Genomic DNA, 21,545 nt, shown 5'->3' with positions numbered 1-21,545 from the left:
ATCAGCAGGTGGGCTGGTAGGGGCTCTCCGGGATCAGGCGCTGCCACTCGCTCTGGCTGAGCGGCCCGCCGGCGCGCACGCACACCTCGGCCGCCGCCAGCGCGGGATCGACCGGGCTCTCGTTGATCGTGCCGTCGCTCCGCACGCCGCGCAGGCGCTTGCCGTCCTGGCTGAAGGCGAGCCCGACGGCGTGCCCGTCCATCCGGGCCTGCCCGACCTCGCGCATCGAGGCCGTGTCCCACAGGCCGACCCGCTCGCCGTCCACCGCGAGCGTCTGGCCGTCGGGCGAGAAGCGCAGCTCCGCCACGGCGGCCGAACCCGGGCGGAACGAGCCCCGCTCCCTGCGCGCGGCCACGTCGTAGAGGGTGACCAGGCCGTCGCTCAGCCCGTAGGCCAGGGTGCCGCCGTCGGGGGAGAAGGCCAGCGCGTTCGGCGGGTGCTGCCCGAGCGGGGTGAGCCGCCCGCCGTCCAGGTCGAGCAGCATGGAGCCGACGGCGAGCGTGCGGTCGTCGGGGCTGAAGGCCATCGCCAGGTCGCCGGGCCCCTCGTAGGCCCTGATGCGGCGCTCCTTGCCGACGTCCCAGGTCTCCAGGGTCCTGCCGCGGGAGGTGGCCAGCGTCGTGCCGTCGCGGGACAGCGCCACGGACAGCACGTCGCCCCCGGCCTCGATGGTGGCCAGCCGTCTGCCGGTGGACACCTCCCACACCGTGACCGGGTCGCCGGAGACCGCCAGGCGGTTGCCGCCCGCGTCGAAGGCCAGGTCGCCGGCGGCCTGGATCTGGCCGAGCGGCTTGCGTCCCGCCGCGTCCACCAGCGTGATCGCCCCGTCCACCTCGGTCGCGGCGACCCGCCCGTCGTCGCTCAGCGCCGCTTGGAAACTCGAGTACGCCTCCACGGCGGTGGCGACCGGCAGCCCCGACAGGTCCAACGTGACGACGGAGCCGTGGCCGCTCAGGTAGCGCAGGCTCCGCCCGTCGCCGGAGAAGGCGTAGCCGCGCTCGGGATCGCGCAGTGGGTACGTGCCGAGCAGGTGCCTGTCGGCCAGCCGCCACAGGTGGATGGTGCCGTCCACGGGTAAGGCCAGCAGGCTCCCGTCGGGACTGAACAGGGGCGCCTCGCCGGAGGTGTCGGGGATGGTCTGCGTGCCGTCCTCGCCGCTGAGCGTGATCCCGCGCCCGCCCACCACCGCGATGCGCCCGCCGTCACGGCTGAAGGCCACGATCGGGGCTCCCGAGTCCTCGGTCGTGACCGGTTCGACGTGGATCGTGCGGATCCTCGCGCCGCGGCGCAGGTCCCACAGCTCGACGTGGCCGTCCAGTGCCGACAGGGCCGCGCGGGTGCCGTCGGGGGAGACGGCCACCTGCCTGCCGGTCGACTCCACCAGCGGGCGCGCGTCCCCCGCGGCGTACAGCCTGGTCCGCGCGCTGTTGGAGACCGTCAGCACTTTGCCGCCGGCGTACAGCGCCGCCTGGCCCGCGGGGCGTCCCGCGCCGACGCCCTGCCCGGTGGCCACGTCCACGAGCCGCCCGTCGGCGGTGGCCGCGATCCGCCCGTCGTCGCTGACGGCCGAGGTGCCGGCGGGCAGTGGATGGGTGGTGGGTCGGCGTCCCGCGGCCAGGTCCCAGGTGGTGACGCTCCCCGCCGACCAGCGGGTCAGCGTGTCGCCGCTGAGCCGGTAGGAGGCCCGCGCGTCGGGCTCGGGATCGGCGAACACGCCCAGCTCGGGTTGGACGAGTGAGTGCTGCACCGCGGCCCGCGCCTCGAACACCGGCGACAGCTTCCACGCCGCCACGCTCAGCCGCATCGCCGCCTGCGGGTCCGAGGCGCGCATCGCCTCCGCCCGCGCCGCCACGGCCCGCGCGTTGGCCTGCGCCAGCTGACGCTCCAGGTCGCGCTGTCCGTGTACGGCCAACGCCGTGACGGACACCGCGATCGCCGTCACCGCCGCCAGGCCCGCCAGCGCCAGCCCGCGGATCCTGGCCCGGCGCCTGGCCCGCTCGGCGCGCCGGTCGGCCGCCCAGCCCCGCAGCCGTGGCCAGGCCAGGAACAGGGCGCCGCTGGCCGGGGACACCACGTCGGCACGCGTGGCCACCAGCTTGCCGAGGGGAGTCTCGACGGGGGCGACGCGGAGGCTCTGCCGCACCAGCAGACCCTCCTCGACCAGGCGGGCCAGTGTGGCCTCGTCGCCGTGGCCGCTCAGCAGCACGTCGGGCACGGCCTGCTGCTCGGCGGGAGTGAGCCTGGCGTAGACGTCCTCGGCGAGGGCGCCCAGCGAGGGAGGGCCCGCCAGGCCCTCGGGCGGGTGGAGCGTGGCGGCCAGCGAGGCCGCCTGCTTCAGGTCGAGCCCGTCCAGCAGCTCCTCGGCGGCGGGCCGCTGCTCGGGGTCCTTGGCCAGCGCCCGCTCCACCAGCGAGCGCAGCGGCTCCTCAAGCGAGTCAAGGACGGGATCCACGGTCAGCACGCGATGCATGACCGCGCCGAGGCTCTTGCCGCGGAACGGGTCGGCGCCGGTCGCCGCGTAGAGCACGACGGCTCCCCAGGCGAACACGTCCGCGGAGGCGGAGCCCGCCTGGCCGGTGAACACCTCGGGCGCCAGGTACGTCCTGGTCTCGCCGGCGGGATCCGCCGTGGCCAGGCCGAAGTCGATGACCTTGGGCCCGTCGGCGGCCAGCAGCACGCTCTCAGGCTTCAGGTCGCGGTGGGCGATGCCCTCCCCGTGCAGCGTGGCCAGCGCCCCCGCCAGCCCGGTCGCCAGCGCCCGCAGCTGCTCGCCGCAGTAGGGCCCGTGCCGCTCCGCCGCCTGCCGCAGGTGCGGTCCGTTCACGAACTCGCTCACCACGTACGGCGGAGCCGCGTCCAGCCGTACCTCCACCACCCGGACCGTGCAGCAGGGGGCCAGCCGGGCCAGGGATTCCGGGACTTCGCCGGCGATCCCGGCGTGCAGCACCTTCAGCGCGAAACGGCGCCCCTCGCCGTCATAGGCGTCGTAGACGACCCCCTGTGCGCCCGCTCCGAGCCGACCTGCCAGCCAGTAGCCGCCAAGCCGCTCCGGGTCGCCGGGCACCAAGCGCATCGTCACTGATGCTTAGATGCTCCAAACGGCTGATTGGTTGCGCCCGATAACGTCACAGGTCCCTCGCGCGCCTCGAGGGACCCGTGCGTCATGATCATTATGCCAGCGCCCAGTCGGTGCGCAGGACGGCCATGACGATCTCGTCGGCCCACTGACCTTCCCAGAGCAGCGCGTCGCGCAGCACGCCCTCCTTGATGAAGCCCACCTTCTCGTAGACGTGGATGGCACGTGGGTTGAAGGAGTAGACGCCCAGGCTGATGCGGTGCAGCGGCGTGGTGCGGAAGGCGTGGTCCACGACCAGGCGGATCGCCTCGGTGCCGTATCCCTTGCTCGCCTGGTCGCTGATGAGGGCGATGCGCAGGTTGCACGACAGGTTGTCGATGTCGAGTTCGTTGAGCACGACCTCGCCCACGTACTCGCCGTCCGCGAGGATGGCCAGGTCGAGCCGGTTGGCGTGGTCACCGCGGGTGGCGTACCACTTCTCGGCCACCCCGGGCTCGAAGCTCGCGTGCGAGCCGGTCAGCCGGGTGACCTCGGGATCGGTCAGCAGCTTCTCCAGCCCGGCGACGTGCTCGAGGCCGACCGGGCGAAGGGTGACGCGCTCTCCGGCGAGCGTGGGCTTGTTGTCGAACATGCGTCATTGGTTAGCAGCCTCGATCACCCGGCGGCAAGCGATTTCCGGCGTGGTCTCCGCCATGTCGAGCACCAGATCGGCGACTTCCCGCAGGTAGGAGCCGCGCCGGGCGCGCATCGCGGCGGGGGTGAAGCCGGGCCGGTGATCGCCGGACTTCATCCGCTCGGTCAGCACGCCGTCGGGCGCGTCCAGCCAGACCACGAACGCGTCCTTCAGCGCCTCTCGGACCCGCGAGTTCTCCACGGTGCTGGCGGCCGCCGCGATCACCTTCGGCTCGCCGCCGAGCGCGTCCAGGACGTGCGCGGCCTCCCGCTCGTGCAGGACGTCGGCGCCCACGCTCGCGGCCATCTCGGCCGCGCTCGCGCCGTACCTGGTCTGGAGGTACGGGTCGCTGTCGGTGAAGGGCAGGCCGAGCGCGGCGCTGACCAGACGGCCGACCGTGGTCTTGCCGGAGCCCATGAGCCCCATCACCACGATGGGTTTGTTTTTCGCCATAGGGATAGAGGTTCCAGGTTGCTAAGGAGGGATATCAGATGACAATCGCCGGAAGCATCATTCTCATCATGCTCGGCGCCATCCTCACCTGGGCGGTCGAGTTCGACCTCGCCGGCATCGACATCAACGTCGTAGGTGTCATCCTCATGCTCGGCGGCCTGGTGGGGCTGGCCTTCGGCATCTACCGCATCCGCGTCGCCCGCCGGGCCACCCCCACGATCGTCGAGGAGCCGATCGAGGTCTACGAAGAGCGCCGTCGCTACGGCGAGCCCCCGCTGTAGACCTAGAGCAGCCGTCTCACGGCGGCGACGATCGCGTTCCTGTCGATCCCCGCGTCGGCCAGCTGCTCGGCCGGGCCAGCCGAGCCGGGCAGCTGGCGTACCGCCAGCTTCACCACCCTCGGCCCGAACTCTTCGACCGCGTCCAGTACCGCGTCCCCCAGACCGCCCTCGGGCCAGTGGTCCTCCACCGTGATGAGGTTGCCCGACGTGGTGGCCGCCTCGATCAGCGTGCTCGCGTCGACCGGCTTGACCGAGTACAGGTCGATCACTCCCACCGGCACCCCCTCGTCGGCCAGCTCGTCGGCCGCGGCCAGCGCCTCGTGCACGGTCACCCCGGCCGCCACGATCGTGGCCCTGTCCTTCTCCGAGCGCCGCAGCACGCGCGAGCCGCCCACGGGGAACTCCTCGCCCGGCTCGTAGATCACCGGCGTGTTACCGCGCGTGGTCCGCAGGTAGGAGACGCCAGGCACGTCGGCCATCGCCGTGGTCAGCGCCGCGGCCTGGTTGGCGTCGCACGGGTAGAGCACCGTGCTGCCGTAGGTGGCCCGCAGCATCGCCAGGTCCTCGAGCCCCATCTGCGACGGTCCGTCCTCGCCGATCGAGACCCCGGCGTGCGAGCCGACCAGCCTGATGTCCGCCCCGCTCACCGCGGCCATCCTGATGAAGTCGTGCGCCCTGGTGAAGAACGCCGCGAACGTCGCCGCGTACGGCACCCAGCCCCGCACCTGCAGGCCCACGGCCGTCGCGACTAGCTGCTGCTCGGCGATGTAGCACTCCACGAAGCGCTCAGGGAAGGCCTCGGCGAACTCCTGCAGTTTGGTCGAGTCGGCCACCTCGCCGTCCAGCCCGACCACCTCGCCCCTGGCCTCGCCGAGCGCCTTGAACGCGTCACCGAACGCGGTCCTGGTCGCCACCTCGTCGCCGACCTTGTACTCGGGCAGCCGCAGCGGCCCGCTCTGGAAGCGGTACGGCTTCCTGCCGTTCTCCGGCTTCTGGACCTGCACCGTCACGTGCTGGTCGCCGCCGAGCTCCTCGATCGCCGTACCCGGCTCCTTCAGCGGCTTGCCGTGCTTGCCCTCCCGGTTCTCCACCTCCGAGGCGCCCGCGCCCTTGCGCGTCTTGGCCAGGATGACCGTCGGTCTGCCCCTGGTACTGGCCGCGTCGCTCAACGCGTAGTCGATCTGGCCCGGGTCGTGGCCGTCGATCTCGATCGTGTGCCAGCCGAAGGCGCCGAACCTGCGCGCGTAGGCGCCGGTGTCCCAGCCGTGCCTGGTCGGGCCGCGCTGCCCCAGCCGGTTGACGTCCACGATCGCCGTCAGATGCGCCAGACCCTCGGAGCCCGCGGCCTCGGCCGCCTCCCAGATCGACCCCTCGGCCAGCTCGCTGTCACCACAGAGCACCCAGACCCGGTACGGCATGCGCTCGAGCCGCCCGGCCAGCGCCACCCCCACGCCGATCGGCAGCCCCTGCCCTAGCGATCCGGTCGCGACGTCCACCCAGGGCAGGCGCGGCGTCGGGTGGCCTTCAAGCCGGGAGCCGTGCTTCCTGAAGGTCATCAGCTCCTCGTCGGTGATCGCGCCCGCGGCCTTGAACAGCGCGTACAGCAGCGGCGAGGCATGCCCCTTGGAGAAGATCAGGTGATCGTTGGCCGGGTCGTCAGGCCGGTCGAAGTCGTAGTGCAGGTGGCGCGCGAACAGCACCGCCATCAGGTCGGCGGCCGACATGGACGAGGTGGGATGCCCGGAGCCCGCCGCCTCGGCGCACCGCACGGAGTCCACGCGCAACTGGTCGGCCAGCCGGCTCAGGTACTGGATGTCCCGCTCTGTCATCTTGACCTCCTCTATTCCTCCCTGCCCGCCTACCCTTTCCTCAGCCCTTAAGCCCGACTTCCTTTCCCCGCCCCTTGCTTTGCAGACCGTGGTGCCCCGATCACGAAGCGCCGTAGCGGCGGGGAAGCGGCACCGACTCGCCGGAAGCGCCGGTCGCGGGCCCTCAGCCGGAGTACGGCGGGCGGCCGGCGGCGGTGGCTCGCCGTACAAGAAGAACAGGCTCGCCGTACAGAAAGAACGAGGGCCTAAGCAAGCAGAGAGCGCCGGTCCTCGCTCAGGAGGCGCTCGATGACGAGGGTGGCGGCGCCGAGGGCGACGGCGTCGGGGCCGAGGCGGCCGAGGGTGATGTCGGTGGACTCGTACGGCGGCGCGAGGGTGCTGCCGGCCGTGGCGGCGCGGATGCGGTCGAGGTAGCGCGGCCCGAGCATGAGGCCCGCCCACCCGCCGATGACGATGCGCGACGGGTTGAACAGGTGGATCAGGTTGGACAGGCCGACCCCGAGCAGGTCGGCCGTCTCGTCCAGGACGGGGGAGCCGGTGGCCACGAGCGTGGCGAGTGCGCTCTCCTCGTCGGCCGAGTCGGCGCTGATGCCCTCCTGCAGGGCATCGCGTTCACCGGTCTCAAGGCCTAGGAGCTTGTCCATGGAGTTCGTCAGCGGGGTGGTGGTCGTCGACGGCCTGCCGCGGGTGCTCGTCACCGCCGACTACCCCTACTATCGCGACGACCCTGTGGTGTGGGCTGATCGGCTGCGTGCCGTACGGGACGAACTGGGGATCCAGGTGATCACCAGCTACGTGCCGTGGCGGCACCACCAGCCCGCGCCCGACCGGCCACCCGCCTTCGGCGACGTCCTGGACTACCTGGAGCTCTGTGATTCGCTCGGGCTGACGGTGATCGCCAAGCCCGGGCCCTTCGTGCACGCCGAGCTGGACTACGGCGGGCTGCCCGACTGGGTGGACCCTGCCTCGGATCCGGATATCGAGCCGTTGCTGGACTCTCATGGTGATCCGTCGCGCTGGATGGGCAGGGCGCTGCCTGCGCCGCTCGGGTCCGCGTTCCTCGGCAAGGTCACGCAGTGGCTGTCGGCGGTGGGCAAGGAGCTCGGCGGCGCCGTGGCCGGCTGGCAGATCGCCAACGAGGGCGTCTACACCAGCGGCGCGCTGCCGCTGACGGCCTACGACTACAGCCCCTCCGGCCTGGCCCTCTTCCGCTCGCTGCTGGTCTCCTGGTACGGCACGCCGGAGTCCTACAACCGCGTCCACGGCTCCCGGTACGTCTCCTGGGACGAGGTGCCGCCCTCGGGGCCCGACTGGGGGCGCTTCCACGCCTCGTATCTCGCCACGGTCTACCGGACGTGGGCCGACGCACTGGGGACCTCCCTGCCCGTGGTGGTCAACCTCAACCCGCCCACCATCGCCGAGCTCGACGACTGGCTGGCGCGGGTGCGCCCCGCCGGCTGGGACGGGATCACCTATGGGTTCACCAACTGGATGGGCGTGGTGTCCGCCGATCCCGCCGCGCAGGCCAGGTACGTGATCGCCGCCAAGCGCGCGCCCGGGCCGAACCTGGAGGAGAACTGGGGGTTCGCCACGCTCTACGACGCCGCCTACGCCGACGGGGCCACCAGCTTCCATCAGACGCTCCTCGCTCTGGCGGCCGGGGCGACCGGGTTCAACGTCTACACGGGTGTGGCGACCTCGACCTGGTCGCCGTCGCTGGATTCCATGCATGCTCCGCCGTACCCGGACAGGGCGCCCATCGGGCTCGACGGGCTGCCCACGGCGAAGGCGCTGGTGGTGCGGGCGCTGGCGGGCTTCTTCTCCGTGCACGGCGCGGAGTTCCTGGCCTGCGAGCCCGCCTGCTCGGCGGTGTTCGGCCTGTATGCGCCGCTGGCCACGGAGGGGCGGCTGGGGGAGGTGCTGCTGGACTTCCACGCGCGGATGCGGTCACTCGGGTGCGACTACACGCTCGTGGACCTGGAGACCTCGCCGGCTCTGGACGGCCTGCCCGTCGTGATCGTCCCCCCAGGCCTGCCCGAGCCCGTCCGCGCCGCTCTGCCGCCTGGCGCTCGGGAGTTGGACGGTGCGCTGACACTCTCTGACATCTGCCAGCCCACGGTTGTCGTGACCCGCGGCCACGCCGACGCCTACTGGCGCGCGCACCCCTCGGCCCCCGTGGCCTACCTGACCGTCCTGGTCCAGGACTCCAACACCGGCCCCATCACGGTGTCGACCCCCCTGGGTGACGTGGAACTCGTCTGCGCCCGAGGCGGGGCAGCCGTGGTGCGCCTGGTGAACGGCTACCTCGACGACGTCATCGTCAAAGGCACCAACGCCCACCTGGACTCCTTCGAGACGGCCTCGATCACCTTCGCCAACGAACGCCTCACCTCCACAGGCCCCGCCGATCTCATCATCACTCACGCCCCCTTTTAGGAGCGGCGGAGGGCCAGGGCGGCGGCTGCGGCGGTGGTGGTGGCGGCGAGGGCCAGGAGGAGCTGGCGGCGGTGCTGGGAGAGCCAGAGTTGGGGGCTGCGGGCGTGGGCGCGGTGGTCGAAACCGCCGTGAGCGCCGTGGTCGCGGTCCTCGTCGGCGGGTTGCCAGAGGTTGGTCTCGGGGGACGGGGGTTTCTCGCTCGTCTGTTGTGACGAGATGCCCGTCCGGGCGAGGTAGCGGTCCAGCAGAGCGGGGGCCACGCGCTGGGCGAGGAGGGTGGCGACGGTGGTGGCGCCGACCCAGTACTCCTTGCGCTCCGGGTGCTCGGCGGCGAAGGCCAGTGCCTTGGCCGCCACTTCGGGCTGGTAGATGGGCGGGACCGGTTGCGGGTGACGGCGGAGCCTGGACAGGACCCAGTCGAACTGGGGCGTGTTGAGCGCCGGTAGCTGCACCATCGTGATCTGGATGCCGCTGCGGTCGGCCAGCAGCTCGGTGCGCACCGACTCGGTGAAGCCCTTGATCGCGTGCTTGGAGCCGCAGTACGCCGACTGGAGCGGGATCGCGCGCTGCGACAGCGCCGATCCGGCCTGGACGATCGCGCCCTTGTCGCGTGGGCGCATCAGGTCGAGTGCCACCTTGGTGCCCCAGACGAAGCCCAGGTAGGTCACCTCGGTGGTTCGCTCGAACTCCTCCGGCTCGATGTCCTGAAATTTCGCGAAAACGGAGGAGAAGGCGACGTTGATCCACACGTCGATCGGGCCCATCTCGGCCTCGATGAGCTCGGCTGCCTGCCGTACCTGGCCGTAGTCGGCCACGTCCGCCTCGTACACGCGGCCTTCGCCGCCCGCGGCGCCCACGTCGACGGACGCCGCGCCCAGGCCCGCCGTACCTCTCGCGATGAGCGCGACGCTCGCGCCTCGCTGGCCCAGCTCGCGCACCAGCGCACGGCCGACGCCCGCGCTCGCACCCGTCACCACCACGACCTGTCCACGCAGTTCACTCACGATGTCACCCTTCCTTTGACGTCTCACGCCTCCACCCGCCCAACCCCACTGCCCACCGCCACCCGAAATCCACATCCCCGCCTTCCCAGTGCCATGCGGGTCTTCTCGCCGACCCGTCTTGGTGGGGCGTGCTTGGGGGGCGCTGTCGGGGGTTTGAGGGTTGGTGGGGTTGTTTGGGGGGTTCGTGGGTGGGCATGCGGGCGGGCATGGAAGCTCCGCAGTACATCGCAGCCAGAGTGCAGCGGGCGCTGGCCGAGGACGGCCGAACGCACGAGCTGGGCATCCGCGTCGACGTCAGGGGTGACCAGTTGTTCCTGCGCGGCCAGGTGACCGGCGAGCAGCACCGGGAGGAGCTCGGGAAGGTGGCCCATGAGGTCGCTCCCGAGCTCCATCTGCACAACGAGATCCAGGTCGTCGAGGCGACCGAGCCCCGGGAGGAGGAACACCTTGACTGAGCTGCGCATCGCCGCCGTGGGCGACATCCATCTGGGCGAGGACGTCAAGGGACGCTACCGGCAGCGGCTCGACGGGATCGAGGAGCGGGCCGACGTGTTCCTGGTGGCGGGCGACCTGACCAGGCACGGCACGCTGGAGGAGGGCAGGCTGGTGGCCGAGGAGCTGCGCGGCCTGCCGATCCCGGTCGTGGCGGTCCTGGGTAACCACGACTACCACTCCGACCTGCAGTACGAGATCGCCAGTGAGCTGCGGGACGCGGGGATCAGGGTGCTCGACGACGACGGGACCGTGATCGCCTGCGGCGGCCTGAAGCTGGGCGTGGTGGGCGGCAAGGGGTTCGGCGGTGGGTTCGCCGGAAAGTGCGCCAGCGAGTTCGGCGAGCGGGAGATCAAGAACTTCGTCTCGCATACCCGGAACATCGCCGAGGCGTGGAAACTCGCCCTCAAGGAGATCGAGGCCGACAGGAAGGTGGTGCTGTCGCACTACAGCCCCATCAAGGAGACGCTTGAGGGCGAACCACTGGAGATCTACCCGTTCCTGGGCAGCTATCTGCTGGCCGAGGCAGTCGACACGGGGGGCGCCAACCTGGTGGTGCACGGCCACGCGCACAAGGGCGCGGAGAAAGGGATGACGCCCGGCGGGATCAGGGTACGGAATGTCGCCCTGCCGGTACTCGGGCGGGCTTACGGGGTCTACTGCCTGAACGGTGAGTGAAAACGCGGGCCGGGAAAGAACCCGGCCCGCGTTTGTCTATACGTGGAAGATGCTGATGCCGCCGGGTCCGACCAGGCATCCGAGAATGATCAGTACGATCCCCCAGAGCAGGTCGCGTCGGGCCAGAATCACATAGACGCCGGCGATGACGAGGACAACCGCGATGATCCAGAGCAATGTAGCCATGAAAACGCTACTGCCCCGGGAGAACTCTCTTTAACTAGGGGTAGCCCGTCATCATGAGCAGCCACGGTCACGAAGTAACCGACGCGATTCTCGACACGCTCAAGCGGGTGAGTTCGGGATTCAAGGACGCCGGGGTGGGTTTCGCGCTGGCGGGCGGGTGCGCCGCCTACGCCAGGGGCGCGGCGCCCTCACTGCACGACGTGGATTTCGTCCTCACCGAGCGGGACATCCCGGCGGCGCTGGACGCGCTGTCCGCGATGGGGTTCCGCCTCGCGGATCCGCCCGAGGACTGGCTGGTCAAGGCCTACGACGACGACCGGCTTGTCGATCTGATCTTCCGCATCTCCGACCGTCCTGTCACCCCCGAGCTGATCGGGCGGGCCGAGCAGCTGAAGGCCTCCGCCGTCATCGTGCCCGTGCTGGAGGCGACCGATCTGGTCATCTCCTGGCTGCTGCCCATGTCGGAGCACGCCTGCGACTACGGCGGGCTGCTGCCCCAGGTTCGGGCGCTGCGTGAACAGGTCGACTGGGACCGGGTGGCCGCGGTCACCGCCGGCTCGCCGTACGCCTTCACCTTCCTGACGCTGCTGGAGCGGCTCGGTGTGCTGAACAGGCCGGCCGTGGCGGATGGGGATCCGGCCTGGCCGTGACTGCAACCGGCCGTCAAGCGGCCGTCAGTGACGCGTCAACCGTCTCGAAGACCGTAGAAGCATGCGAACCAGGACGGACAGGCTCTACGAGATCGACGGGCTGCGCCTGCTGGCCGCGCTGTGCGTGGTCTTCTTCCACTACACCTTCTCCGGCTGGGTCGGCGGCACCACCACGGTGGCCTTCTCGGCCGAGAGCGGCTGGTCGAAGTACGGGTACCTGGGCGTCGACCTGTTCTTCCTGATCAGCGGGTTCGTCGTGCTGATGAGCGCGTGGGGCAGGAGCCCGCGGGAGTTCGTGGTGTCGCGGATCTCGCGGCTGTACCCGGCCTACTGGGTGGGGATCGGGCTGACCGTGCTGGTCACCGCGACGCTGGGCGCCGGGCTGTTCAAGCTCACGCTGCCGCAGGTGCTGGCGAACCTGACGATGTTCCAGGCGGTGCCCGACGTGGCCAACGTGGACGTCGTGTACTGGACGCTCTGGGCGGAGATGCGCTTCTACCTGCTGATCCTGGCGCTCACCTGGATCGGGACCACGCGGAACCGGGTGATGATCGGGCTGTGGGCCTGGTTCGGCCTGACGGTGCTGGCCGAGGCCGGGTTCCTGCCCCACGCCGCCGACCTGGTGATCCAGTCGGAGTTCTCGCACTACTTCATCGCGGGGATGGCGCTGTTCCTGCTGTACAAGTTCGGGCTCGACCGGCAGATCGCGCTGCTGGTGCCGCTGTGCCTGGGCAACGCCGTCTACCGCGCCATCGGCTACGCCGACGCGGTCGGACGGCGGTACTCGGTCGGCTACTCCCACGCGATCATCGTGGCGGTGGTCGTGGCCGTCTTCCTGCTCATGACGCTGGTGGCGCTGCGCGCGACCCGCTTCGCCGCCAGGCCGTGGATGGTCACCGCCGGCGCGCTGACCTACCCGCTCTACCTGCTGCACGCGCACATCGGCTTCATCCTGATCAACAGGGTCGGCGACGCGCTCAACAAGTACGTGCTGCTGTACGGCACGATCGCGCTCATGTGCGCGGCCGCCTACGCCGTGCACCGCTTCGTCGAGCGGCCCGTCGCGCCCCTGATCAAGCGCTGGGCCGGCCCGCGACCAGATCTTGGAAAGCGTGTTTGGCCCGCTCGATCGGCTCGCGGTAGCGGTGTTCCCGCCATGCGGCCCGCGCCAGCTTCCGAGAGCCTTCCCGATAGCGCCACCGTGCCCATGGCGATCTCGGGCGCGCCAACCGGATGGCACCGATCAACGCCAGCGGCGTGAGGTACACGCCGATCAGCCCGGTCCACACCTTGCCCTTGAGCAGGCAGATCGAGGCGAAGATCAGGTTAGTCAGCACGGTCAGGCTGCCGTTCAGGAAGGATTCGTCGAACGCGTCGATCGCCAGCGGGCTCACCCCCACCAGCGCCAGCCCGGTCAGCGCCCCTGCCATGAACACGGTGTCGACCGACAGCCTGCCCTGCTTGGCCCAGTAGACGTCGTCCAGGTGCAGCACCAGCGCGAACTCGTCGAGCACCAGCGCCGCCCCCACGCCGAACAGCGCCGCCGCCAGCGCCGCCACCCACGACCTCGGATCCTTTACGGCCAGGCCGCCGATCCCGCCCAGGCACATGAACACCAGGCCGAACACCACGTGATGGATGTGCAGGCCGCCGGGCGAGACGTTGCCCGGCCACCACTTCACCTGTTTCCTGATCATCCGCACGCTGAATCGGATGAACAGGAATGTCACTAGAAACATCACGAAAAAGCAGAAAAGCCGGAGCCGTCCCCCTCCGACGATCTCTGTGGTGAACCAGTGGCTCATGATCCGACTTTGCCAGCCGTACGCACAAGTGCTGGTCAAGTACGGATAACTACGGATTACAACCGGCTGCCAAGAGCGGACAGCGCCCAAGAATTGTGGCAGCATCCGCGCCGTGAGCACTTCCCCCGAATGGGCTCCGCCCGGTGTGGATCCGACCCGGCCGAGCGTCGCCCGCGTGCACGACGCGCTGCTCGGCGGGACCGAGAACTTCGCGGCCGACCGGGCCGTGGCCAGGAAGCTGAAGGCGGCCGTGCCCGAGGTGGCCGAGCTCGTCTGGTGCAACCGCGCCTTCATCGGGCGGGTGGTCGACTTCCTGGTGCGCGAGGCCGGGATCCGGCAGATCATCGACCTGGGCGCCGGGCTGCCGACGATCGAGAACACCCACGAGGTCGCCCAGTTCGCCGAGCCCGCCACCCGGATCGTCTACGTGGACGTCGACCCGATGGTCGAGTTGCACGCGCGGGTGCTGCTGCGGGACAACGGCAACGCCGTCGCGGCCACCGCCGATGCCAGGGACGTGGACGCGGTGCTCGGCCATCCCGCGCTGGTGCGGGTCATCGACTTCTCCCGCCCGGTGGCACTGCTGGCGATCGGGCTGCTGCACCTGTTCTCCGACAGGGACGACCCGCACGGCCTGGTCAGGCAGTACATGGAGGTGCTGCCACCCGGCAGCCACCTGGCGGTCTCCAACATGATGGCCGCGCCGAACCCGCAGGCCAAGGCGCTGGAGGCGATGCTGCTCGCCACGATGGGCACCGGCCACTTCCGCTCCCGCGAGGCCATCGAGCGCTACTTCGACGGGCTCGAGCTGGTCGAGCCGGGCGTGGTGCACCTGCCCGAGTGGCGTCCTGACCGGCCGCCCGCGCCGCTGGCCCCCTGGGAGCGGCTGCTGCTCGGCGGCGTCGGCCGCAAGCGTTAGCCGCGCCGGGTGGCCGAGGTGACGCGCTTGAGGATGCGGTCCCACTCGGTGCCGAACGGGTTGTCCTGCACCAGGTAGGTCCAGGTGGCCGTGGGCCGCTGCAGGTCCGGCACCGGGGCCTCGAAGGACTCCAGCGAGCGGCGCTCCACCTCGGCCAGCAGCGTCTTGTACTCGGCCACCGCCTCCCTGTGGAACTCGTCGATCGGGTTCATCCGGCCCAGCGCCCGCAGGTGGATGCCCTCGCGCAGGTCGGTGAGGAACGCCAGGTGCTCGGTCCAGCAGCGGTCGATCGCGTGCAGCACGATCTGCCTGGCCGTCTCTTCCCTGGTGTCCTCCGGCAGCTCCGCCCAGCGCTCAGGATCGGCCTCGGCCAGCGCCTCGGCGGCGGCGTCGGTGTGCAGGACCTTGTCGCGCCACTCCAGGATGAGCTCGCGCTGGTGCTCGAGCAGGCGGGTGTACCGCCAGGTGTTGCGGTGGATCTCCAGGTTGACGCCCTCGGCCACGCGCTGGGCGTGGCCCACCAGGTACGCGCCGCGGCGGTGCCGGACGATGCCGTCGGCGTCGGCGGCGGGCGGACGCTCGTCGGGGACGAACTGGGTGATCAGGTCGTCCTGCATGCTGACGAAGAAGACCGAACCGCCGGGGTCGCCCTGGCGGCCCGCGCGCCCGCGCAGCTGGTCGTCCAGGCGGCTGCTGGCGTGGCGGCCCGAGCCGATCACGTACAGGCCGCCCAGCTCGGCCACGACCTCGCCGAGGCGGATGTCGGTGCCGCGGCCGGCCATCTGGGTGGAGACCGTGATCGCGTCCTTCTCGCCCGCCTTGGCGATGATCGCGGCCTCTTCCGCGTCGTTCTTGGCGTTGAGCACGACCGGTTCCATGCCGCGGCGCTGCAGGAGCTTGGCCAGGTTCTCGGACTCGGCGACGTCGAGCGTGCCGATGAGGATGGGACGGCCGGTGGCGTGGACGGCCTGGATCTCCTCGACCAGGGCCGCGTCCTTGTCGGGGATCGTGGGGTAGATGCGGTCGGGCTCGTCCTCACGCACGCATGGCCTGTTGGACGGGATCACGGCCACCTTCAGGCCGTAGAACTCGCCGAGCTGCTCGCTCACGGCGACCGCGGTGCCCGTCATACCTGAAATTTCGGGATATCTGCGGATGAGGCCCTGGACCGTGATGGAGTCCAGGATCTCCCCCTTCTCGCTGGGCGGCAGGGTCTCCTTGGCCTCCACGGCCGCCTGCAGGCCGTCCGGCCAGCGCTGCAGCAGCGCGACCCGGCCGCGGCTGGGGTTGATGAGCTGGACCTTGCCGTCGCGCACGATGTAGTCGACATCCTTGGCCAGCAGGGCGTGCGCGTGCAGGGCCAGGTTCAGCTCGATGAGCGTGCCCGGCTCGTTCTCGTCGTAGAGCTCGACGCCGAGGAGGTTCTCCACGCTGTCGGCGCCCTTGGGGGTCAGGTAGACGTTGCGCGCCTGCTCGTCGATCTCGTAGTGGTAGCCGCGGACCAGCGTCCGGACCAGTGCCGCCATCTCCGGCACCGCCGTGCCCGCGTCGGAGGCGCCGGCCATCACCAGCGGCACCCTGGCCTCGTCCACCAGCACCGAGTCGGCCTCGTCGATCAGCGCGACCTCCGGCTTGGGCACGATGATCTCGGCCGGGTCGGTGCGCAGCCTGTCGCGCAGCACGTCGAAGCCGATCTCGCTGACCGGGCCGTACAGCACGTCCTTCTGGTAGGCCTCGCGCCGCTCGTCCGGGCTGGAGTTCTGGCCGATCCAGCCGACCGTCACGCCGAGCGCCTCGTACAGCGGTGCCATCCACTCCGCGTCGCGCCTGGCCAGGTAGTCGTTGACCGACATCACGTGCACGCGCTTGCCCTGCAGCGCGTACCCGGCCGCCGCCATCGCGCCCGACAGCGTCTTGCCCTCGCCGGTCGCCATCTCGGCGACCTTCCCGTCGAGCAGCGCCAGCGTGCCGAGCAACTGCACGTCGTACGGCCGCAGCCCCAGGGTCCTGTCCGCCGCCTCGCGCGCCACGGCACAGAATTCGGCCAGGTCGTCCATCGCGGGTTCGGGCAGCTCCTCGAGCTTCCGGATCCGGTCGGCCCGCTCGTTGGCGGCCTTGACGACCTTCTTGTACGGGGTCAGGTTCACGCCCCCTGGTCGGTCCAGGAGGCTCCTGACAATTCCGGAAATCGAGGCCACAGTTCCTCCAACGCGCGCTCTGTCGGCACCGTTCCCCTGATGCTCCGATTTGATGAGCTCCGGTACGGCAGGCGCCGCCGTACCGGACCTTAACCCATAAGACGCCCTGCCTCACCCGTCGGCGCGTGCGGTCAGCACCGTTACCGCGGCGAGCAGACAGGCGCAGCCCGCCCAGCCCAGAGCGGGCAGCCGTTCACCGAACAGCACCACGCCCAGCACGGCGGCTCCGACGGCCTCACCGAGCGAGATGATCGACACGGTGGTGGCGCGCAGCGCTGTCAGCGCGCGGAAGAACAGCCCGTACGCCAGGGCCGTCGGGATCGCGCCGAGGTAGATCAGCAGCCCGGCGGACAGCGCGCTGAACCGCGGTACCAGCCCGTCGACCAGCGCGAACGGCAGCAGGCACGCCGCCGCCACGACGAAACCGCCGACGGCCGTGCCGGCCGGGTCGCCGTGGAAGCGCCTGGACACCAGGGTGACACCCGCGTACCCGGCGGCGGCCAGCAGCGCGAGCCCGATCCCGCCGAGTTGACCGGTTGAGTCCTGTGCCGCCGGGGCGGTGAGGAGGACGAGCCCCGTCAGCGCGCCCGTGAGGGCGAGCGAGCCGACCCGGCCCAGGCGCTCGCCGAGGAAGAGGCGGCTGCCCAGCGCGGTGAACACCGGCGTGGCGCCCATCGTCACCACGGTCGCCACCGCCACGCCCGACAGGGCGATCGCGCCGAAGTACGCGGTCTGGTAGACGGCCATCCCCACCCCGACCACGAGGACCAGCGGGCCGGGAACCCGCGTGACCCGGGTGACCAGGGCCAGGAAGGCGGCACCGATCAGGTATCGCCAGAACGAGACGCCGACGGCGTTCAGACCGCCGGTCTGGAACAGCAGGGATCCCGCGGCTCCGCCGGTACCCCACGCGGCGGCGGCGACGGACACGTAGACGGCACCCCGGCGCACGGAAACATGCGTCATGAAAGCTTCTCCGAGAGATGGTTGGGAATCGGCCCGTCTCGCGGGCAGCAACCATCTCCGGATCGCCTGGACCCGGTTACGTCAGGATTCGCCGCCCGCTAGCGGGCGGCGGGCGGAGAGCAGATCAGAAACCGGGACATGCGCCCCAACCTACCTCACGGGCTAGTCGCCGACCGTGCCGTCTACGCGCTCGCGGAGAAGGTCGGCGTGGCCGTTGTGGCGGGCGTACTCCTCGATCATGTGCACCAGGACCCAGCGGTGCGTCACGTCCTCGCCGTGGCGCTGGCGCTTGCCGGTCGCCTCCAGGGGCAGGGCGGCCGACAGCTTCCTGGCGATCTCGACCTCCTCCTGCCACACCGCGAAGGCCTCCTCCGCCGAGGCCGTGTCCACGTCGTCGAAGTCGGCGTCCTGACGGGTGTCCTTGCCCCACAGGCGAGGAATGTCCTCGTCGTTGAGTATCTGGCGGAACCAGACCCGCTCCACGTGCGCCAGGTGCCGCACCAGACCGAGCAGCGACAGCCCCGACGGCTCCACCGAACGCTCCCTGAGCTGCTCCTCGGTCAGCCCCTCGCACTTCATGACGAGGGTCCCTCGGTGCCACTCGAGCCAGTTGTTGAGCATCGTCCGCTCGTCCGCGGCATAGGGCAGCGGCACGCGATTGTCAGTCATGCCGCGCAAGGTATCCCATTCAGTGGCACTTTCGGATACGTGACAAAGGATGACAGGTATGGCTGGGAGGGTAGAGCCATGACGACGAAGGCAAAGCTCCTGGCGGTCACCCTCGACTGCGCCGAGCCCAAGAAGATGGCCGAGTTCTACCACGCGATCACCGGCCTGGACATCCAGTACTCGGAGGAGGAGTACGCCGCCGTGGGGAACGGCACGACGAACATCTACTTCGGCCGCGTGCCCGACCGCAAGCCCTCCGCGTGGCCGGGGCCTGACAAGCAGTTCCACTTCGACTTCCGGGTGCCGGACGTGGAGAAGGCGGTCGAGGAGTACCTCGAGCTCGGGGCCACCCGCCCCGACTTCCAGCCCGGCGTCACCGAGGAGGGCACCGGCTGGGTGGTCCTCCAGGACCCGGAAGGGCACCTCTTCTGCGTCTGCCCCGAACGCTCCTGACGCGTAGTCCTTGTAGCTCCTGAGGGCATTGGAATATCGGCCCAAGGAAGGATTTAACTACTTTCTCTGGCCCATAAGCTGGGGCAATGCTCTTGGAAGGATCCATACCCCTGCGCGGCCGCCGATGACCTGGGTCGGGGTGCTGATCGCGCTGGCGGGGGCGCTGGGGTACGCCGTGGGGGCGGCCATGCAGCAGTTCGAGGCCGTCGCCGAGGGCGCGTCACTGAGGCTGGTCCGCCGTCCCAGGTGGTGGATCGGCGGAGTGATCGGGTTCACCGGAGCGTGCTTGCACGCCGTGGCGCTGAGCTTCGCGCCGCTGGTGGCGGTGCAGCCGATCAGCGTGGCCACGCTGGTGTTCGCCGTGCCGCTCGCCGCCTTCATGTACGGGCGCAAGCCGTACCGGGCCGAGATCCTCGGGTCGGCCGCCGTGGCCGTGGGGCTGCTCTGGCTGATGCTGCTGGTGCCGCAGCACAGCGTGACCCCGCGGCTGAGCAGCGGGGCGGCGCTCGGGTTCCTGGCGGTGATCGGGCTGATCGTGCTGGTCACCCAGGTGCTGGGGAACCGGGCGCAGGGGCCTTCCAAGGCGCTGCTGCTGTCGGTGGGGGCGGGCGTGGTGACCGCGAGCGTGTCGACGTTCGTCCGCGTGGTGGGCGGCGGCATGCAGGGGGACTGGGGGCGCCTGCTGCACTGGTTCACCGTCGCCGTGCCCGTGTTGCTGGTCTGCGCGGTGGTGCTGCTGCAGCGGTCCTACGCGGTGGGGTACTTCGGCATCGCCTACGCGGGCGTGCAGGTCATCGACCCGATCACCTCGGTGCTCGCGGGCGCGATCCTGCTGGGGGAGCCGCTGCCCACGAGCGCGTCGACCGCGATCCCCGCGTTGATCGCCGCCTCTCTGACCATCGGCGGCACGATCACGCTCGGGCGCCTGGCTCCCGATCACTCGAAGCCGGTGGCCGCCACGACAGAATCGCGTCCGCTGACCGCAACATCAGATCTGAACTGAGCCGTGCGGCCAGCGACATGCCCGCGTCGCGCAGCCGTACGGCCAGCGGGTTGCGCAGCTTGGTCGCCCGGCAGATCGTCCACGACTTGCGCACGATATCGCTGGTGCGAGCCATCCGCGCGGCGGTGTAGTCCGCCAGACGCGGCGTGCGGGCCAGGACCACCGCGTCCTCGATGGCCTGGCAGGCGCCCTGCCCCAGGTTCGGCGTCATCGGGTGGGCCGCGTCGCCGACCAGCGCCACCTTGCCGCGGTGCAGCGCGGGGATCGGCTTGTCCAGGAAGTACACGTCGTTGCGGATGATGCGCCCGGGTTCCGCGGCGTCCAGCAGCGCCGGGATCGGGTCGTGCCATTCGCCGAACCGCCTGATCAGCTCCGCATGCTCGTCCTCGTGCACGGCCCCGGCGGGGGACAGGTCGGTGGCGTAGAAGTACACCAGGTCGCCGGCCAGCTCGTGCAGCCCGAACACCCTGCCACGCCCCCAGGTCTCCGAGCTGTGGATGGGTGCCGAGGGCAGCGCCGAGCGCGGGACGAGCCCGCGCCAGGCGGTCACGCCCGAATAGGCCGGCCCGGGATGCCCGGGGAAGAGGGCCCTGCGGGTGGCCGAGTGGATCCCGTCGGCCCCGACGATCAGGTCGGCCTCCAGCACCTCGTCCCCGGCGTGCACGATCCCCGCCTCGGGATCGACCGCGGTGACCGTGACGCCGAGCCGTACCGGGCCCAGCGCCTCGGCGAGGAGCTCCACCATCGTGGCGCGCAGCATGACGACCACCGAGTCGCCGTAACGCTCCTGCGCCCTGTCCTCGACAGTGTGCACCAGCCAGCGGCCGTCGGGACGCTTGACGCCCGCCTGGCCCTGGATCCTCGCCAGCTTGCGCACCTGGTCGCCGAGGCCGACCGTGTCCAGGGCGCGCAGCGCGTTGGCCGCGATGGCCAGCCCGGAGCCCACCGGGTCGAGCTTGTCGGCCCGCTCGAGCACCGTGACGTCCCAACCCTCTTCGCGCAGCGCGAGCCCCGCCATCAGCCCGCCGATGCCCGCCCCGATCACTACCGCTCTAGGCATGTCTTTCCACTCCTCGTGAAACTACGTCTGTAGTTGGACCATACTACGGCTGTAGTTCGAACTACAAGTGTAGTATCGGGTTCCGTGAAGAGATCAGACGCGATAGCGGAGGCGGCGATCACCCTGCTCGCCGAGCGGGGCATGCGCGGACTCACGCACCGCGCCGTCGACGAGGTCGCGGGCCTGCCGCCGGGCTCCACCTCGAACCTGGCGCGCACCCGGGCCGCCCTGCTGGAGCTCACGCTGTCGCGGCTGACGGAGCTGGAGGAAGCGGTCTTCCAGACCGCGGCGCTGCCCTCGCTGCCCGAACGCCCGGACCTGGGCGGGCAGATGGCCCTGCTCCTGTACGCCCAACTGCAGGATCGGCGGCGGACCCTGGCCCGCTACGAGCTCGCGCTCGAGGCGACGCGGCGGCCCGAACTGCGCACGATCTACGACAAGGCGGGGCGTCTCTTCCGCGACCCGGTCGTGCCGCTGCTGGCGGCCGCGGGGTCGCGCGATCCGGTGCGGCACGCGCGGCAACTCGTCGCGTTCGGCGAGGGCATCATGTTCGACGCGATCGTCGGCGCGGGGGCCGAGCCGACACTCGACGAGCTCTCCACGATGATGCGCGAATTCCTCGGCGGGCTTCTTCCTCGGTGATTCTGCACGGCGGCCGCCCCCACCATTCGTCACGACGTTGTACGGCGTGCCGCCCCCACCATTCGTCACGAC

The 21,545-nt window shown here is 70.6% G+C and carries 21 protein-coding genes and 1 pseudogene; 10 read left to right on the top strand and 12 right to left on the bottom strand.

What is annotated here, in order from left to right:
- Position 1 precedes the first annotated feature (1 nt).
- The 3 genes from ACIBHX_RS26790 to ACIBHX_RS26780 all read right to left on the bottom strand — a co-directional run bounded on the left by ACIBHX_RS26790 (position 2) and on the right by ACIBHX_RS26780 (position 4,202).
- The gene (locus tag ACIBHX_RS26790; protein WP_397070266.1) at positions 2–3,073 is read right to left on the bottom strand and encodes a WD40 repeat domain-containing serine/threonine protein kinase; all 3,072 of its coding nucleotides are present in this window, start codon (positions 3,071–3,073) and stop codon (positions 2–4) included.
- Positions 3,074–3,170: 97 nt separating this feature from the next.
- A complete protein-coding gene (locus ACIBHX_RS26785) occupies positions 3,171–3,707 on the bottom strand; it encodes a GNAT family N-acetyltransferase (RefSeq protein ID WP_397069994.1) in 537 nt (178 codons plus the stop codon).
- Between the two features lie 3 nt (positions 3,708–3,710).
- On the bottom strand, positions 3,711–4,202 hold the full coding sequence (locus ACIBHX_RS26780; RefSeq protein ID WP_397069993.1) for a shikimate kinase: 492 nt from the start codon (positions 4,200–4,202) through the stop codon (positions 3,711–3,713).
- A gap of 38 nt (positions 4,203–4,240) precedes the next feature.
- On the opposite strand from ACIBHX_RS26780, the gene ACIBHX_RS26775 reads away from it, so the two are divergent.
- Positions 4,241–4,483 carry a hypothetical protein gene (locus tag ACIBHX_RS26775; protein ID WP_397069992.1) on the top strand — a complete coding sequence of 81 codons (243 nt, stop codon included), beginning with the start codon at positions 4,241–4,243 and terminating at the stop codon, positions 4,481–4,483.
- A gap of 2 nt (positions 4,484–4,485) precedes the next feature.
- On the opposite strand, the gene ACIBHX_RS26770 is transcribed toward ACIBHX_RS26775, so the two are convergent.
- Together ACIBHX_RS26770 and ACIBHX_RS26765 are read right to left on the bottom strand one after the other, a co-directional pair.
- Positions 4,486–6,312, bottom strand: a complete 1,827-nt coding sequence (locus ACIBHX_RS26770) for a transketolase (protein WP_397069991.1) — start codon at positions 6,310–6,312, stop codon at positions 4,486–4,488.
- Between the two features lie 245 nt (positions 6,313–6,557).
- A complete protein-coding gene (locus tag ACIBHX_RS26765) occupies positions 6,558–6,956 on the bottom strand; it encodes an ROK family protein (protein WP_397069990.1) in 399 nt (132 codons plus the stop codon).
- On the opposite strand from ACIBHX_RS26765, the gene ACIBHX_RS26760 reads away from it, so the two are divergent.
- On the top strand, positions 6,955–8,748 hold the full coding sequence (locus tag ACIBHX_RS26760; RefSeq protein ID WP_397069989.1) for a beta-galactosidase: 1,794 nt from the start codon (positions 6,955–6,957) through the stop codon (positions 8,746–8,748). The genes ACIBHX_RS26765 and ACIBHX_RS26760 overlap by 2 nt on opposite strands.
- Here the strand turns inward: ACIBHX_RS26760 and ACIBHX_RS26755 are convergent.
- The gene (locus tag ACIBHX_RS26755; RefSeq protein WP_397069988.1) at positions 8,745–9,752 is read right to left on the bottom strand and encodes an SDR family oxidoreductase; all 1,008 of its coding nucleotides are present in this window, start codon (positions 9,750–9,752) and stop codon (positions 8,745–8,747) included. The genes ACIBHX_RS26760 and ACIBHX_RS26755 overlap by 4 nt on opposite strands.
- A gap of 206 nt (positions 9,753–9,958) precedes the next feature.
- Here ACIBHX_RS26755 and ACIBHX_RS26750 point away from each other — a divergent pair, with 206 nt between their 5' ends.
- Positions 9,959–10,207 (top strand): BON domain-containing protein, encoded by a 249-nt coding sequence (locus ACIBHX_RS26750; protein WP_397069987.1) that lies wholly within the window; start codon positions 9,959–9,961, stop codon positions 10,205–10,207.
- Positions 10,200–10,922 (top strand): metallophosphoesterase, encoded by a 723-nt coding sequence (locus ACIBHX_RS26745; protein WP_397069986.1) that lies wholly within the window; start codon positions 10,200–10,202, stop codon positions 10,920–10,922. Before ACIBHX_RS26750 ends, ACIBHX_RS26745 begins: the two co-directional genes overlap by 8 nt.
- A 36-nt stretch (positions 10,923–10,958) precedes the next feature.
- On the opposite strand, the gene ACIBHX_RS26740 is transcribed toward ACIBHX_RS26745, so the two are convergent.
- Positions 10,959–11,108: a GPGG-motif small membrane protein gene (locus ACIBHX_RS26740; RefSeq protein WP_397069985.1), complete on the bottom strand. Its 150-nt coding sequence runs from the start codon at positions 11,106–11,108 to the stop codon at positions 10,959–10,961.
- A gap of 53 nt (positions 11,109–11,161) precedes the next feature.
- On the opposite strand from ACIBHX_RS26740, the gene ACIBHX_RS26735 reads away from it, so the two are divergent.
- Entirely contained in the window at positions 11,162–11,758 is a 597-nt protein-coding gene (locus ACIBHX_RS26735) for a nucleotidyltransferase family protein (protein WP_397069984.1), read from the top strand.
- A 61-nt stretch (positions 11,759–11,819) separates the two neighbouring features.
- A pseudogene (locus ACIBHX_RS26730) lies at positions 11,820–12,755 on the top strand (acyltransferase family protein); the annotation flags it as partial.
- A gap of 76 nt (positions 12,756–12,831) precedes the next feature.
- Here the strand turns inward: ACIBHX_RS26730 and ACIBHX_RS26725 are convergent.
- Entirely contained in the window at positions 12,832–13,497 is a 666-nt protein-coding gene (locus tag ACIBHX_RS26725) for a hypothetical protein (RefSeq protein ID WP_397069983.1), read from the bottom strand.
- Between the two features lie 178 nt (positions 13,498–13,675).
- On the opposite strand from ACIBHX_RS26725, the gene ACIBHX_RS26720 reads away from it, so the two are divergent.
- Positions 13,676–14,482, top strand: a complete 807-nt coding sequence (locus tag ACIBHX_RS26720) for an SAM-dependent methyltransferase (protein ID WP_397069982.1) — start codon at positions 13,676–13,678, stop codon at positions 14,480–14,482.
- Here ACIBHX_RS26720 and secA2 read toward each other — a convergent pair.
- The 3 genes from secA2 to ACIBHX_RS26705 all read right to left on the bottom strand — a co-directional run bounded on the left by secA2 (position 14,479) and on the right by ACIBHX_RS26705 (position 18,315).
- The gene (gene secA2, locus ACIBHX_RS26715; protein WP_397069981.1) at positions 14,479–16,629 is read right to left on the bottom strand and encodes an accessory Sec system translocase SecA2; all 2,151 of its coding nucleotides are present in this window, start codon (positions 16,627–16,629) and stop codon (positions 14,479–14,481) included. The two genes, ACIBHX_RS26720 and secA2, sit on opposite strands and share 4 nt — an antisense overlap.
- A 162-nt stretch (positions 16,630–16,791) precedes the next feature.
- Positions 16,792–17,646 (bottom strand): DMT family transporter, encoded by an 855-nt coding sequence (locus ACIBHX_RS26710; RefSeq protein ID WP_397069980.1) that lies wholly within the window; start codon positions 17,644–17,646, stop codon positions 16,792–16,794.
- A 162-nt stretch (positions 17,647–17,808) separates the two neighbouring features.
- Positions 17,809–18,315 carry a DinB family protein gene (locus tag ACIBHX_RS26705; RefSeq protein ID WP_397069979.1) on the bottom strand — a complete coding sequence of 169 codons (507 nt, stop codon included), beginning with the start codon at positions 18,313–18,315 and terminating at the stop codon, positions 17,809–17,811.
- A gap of 78 nt (positions 18,316–18,393) precedes the next feature.
- On the opposite strand from ACIBHX_RS26705, the gene ACIBHX_RS26700 reads away from it, so the two are divergent.
- Positions 18,394–18,768 carry a VOC family protein gene (locus tag ACIBHX_RS26700; RefSeq protein ID WP_397069978.1) on the top strand — a complete coding sequence of 125 codons (375 nt, stop codon included), beginning with the start codon at positions 18,394–18,396 and terminating at the stop codon, positions 18,766–18,768.
- A 124-nt stretch (positions 18,769–18,892) separates the two neighbouring features.
- Positions 18,893–19,771 carry a hypothetical protein gene (locus ACIBHX_RS26695; protein WP_397069977.1) on the top strand — a complete coding sequence of 293 codons (879 nt, stop codon included), beginning with the start codon at positions 18,893–18,895 and terminating at the stop codon, positions 19,769–19,771.
- Here ACIBHX_RS26695 and ACIBHX_RS26690 read toward each other — a convergent pair.
- Complete coding sequence (locus tag ACIBHX_RS26690) at positions 19,680–20,831, bottom strand: FAD-dependent monooxygenase (RefSeq protein WP_397069976.1); 1,152 nt, start codon at positions 20,829–20,831, stop codon at positions 19,680–19,682. The genes ACIBHX_RS26695 and ACIBHX_RS26690 overlap by 92 nt on opposite strands.
- 84 nt (positions 20,832–20,915) lie before the next feature.
- On the opposite strand from ACIBHX_RS26690, the gene ACIBHX_RS26685 reads away from it, so the two are divergent.
- Positions 20,916–21,473 carry a TetR/AcrR family transcriptional regulator gene (locus ACIBHX_RS26685; RefSeq protein WP_397069975.1) on the top strand — a complete coding sequence of 186 codons (558 nt, stop codon included), beginning with the start codon at positions 20,916–20,918 and terminating at the stop codon, positions 21,471–21,473.
- Positions 21,474–21,545: the final 72 nt, after the last annotated feature.

The sequence above is a fragment of the Nonomuraea sp. NPDC050536 genome (genome assembly GCF_044457685.1).
In the GTDB taxonomy this organism is placed as follows: domain Bacteria; phylum Actinomycetota; class Actinomycetes; order Streptosporangiales; family Streptosporangiaceae; genus Nonomuraea.
This window is presented reverse-complemented; position numbering and strand designations above follow the sequence as displayed.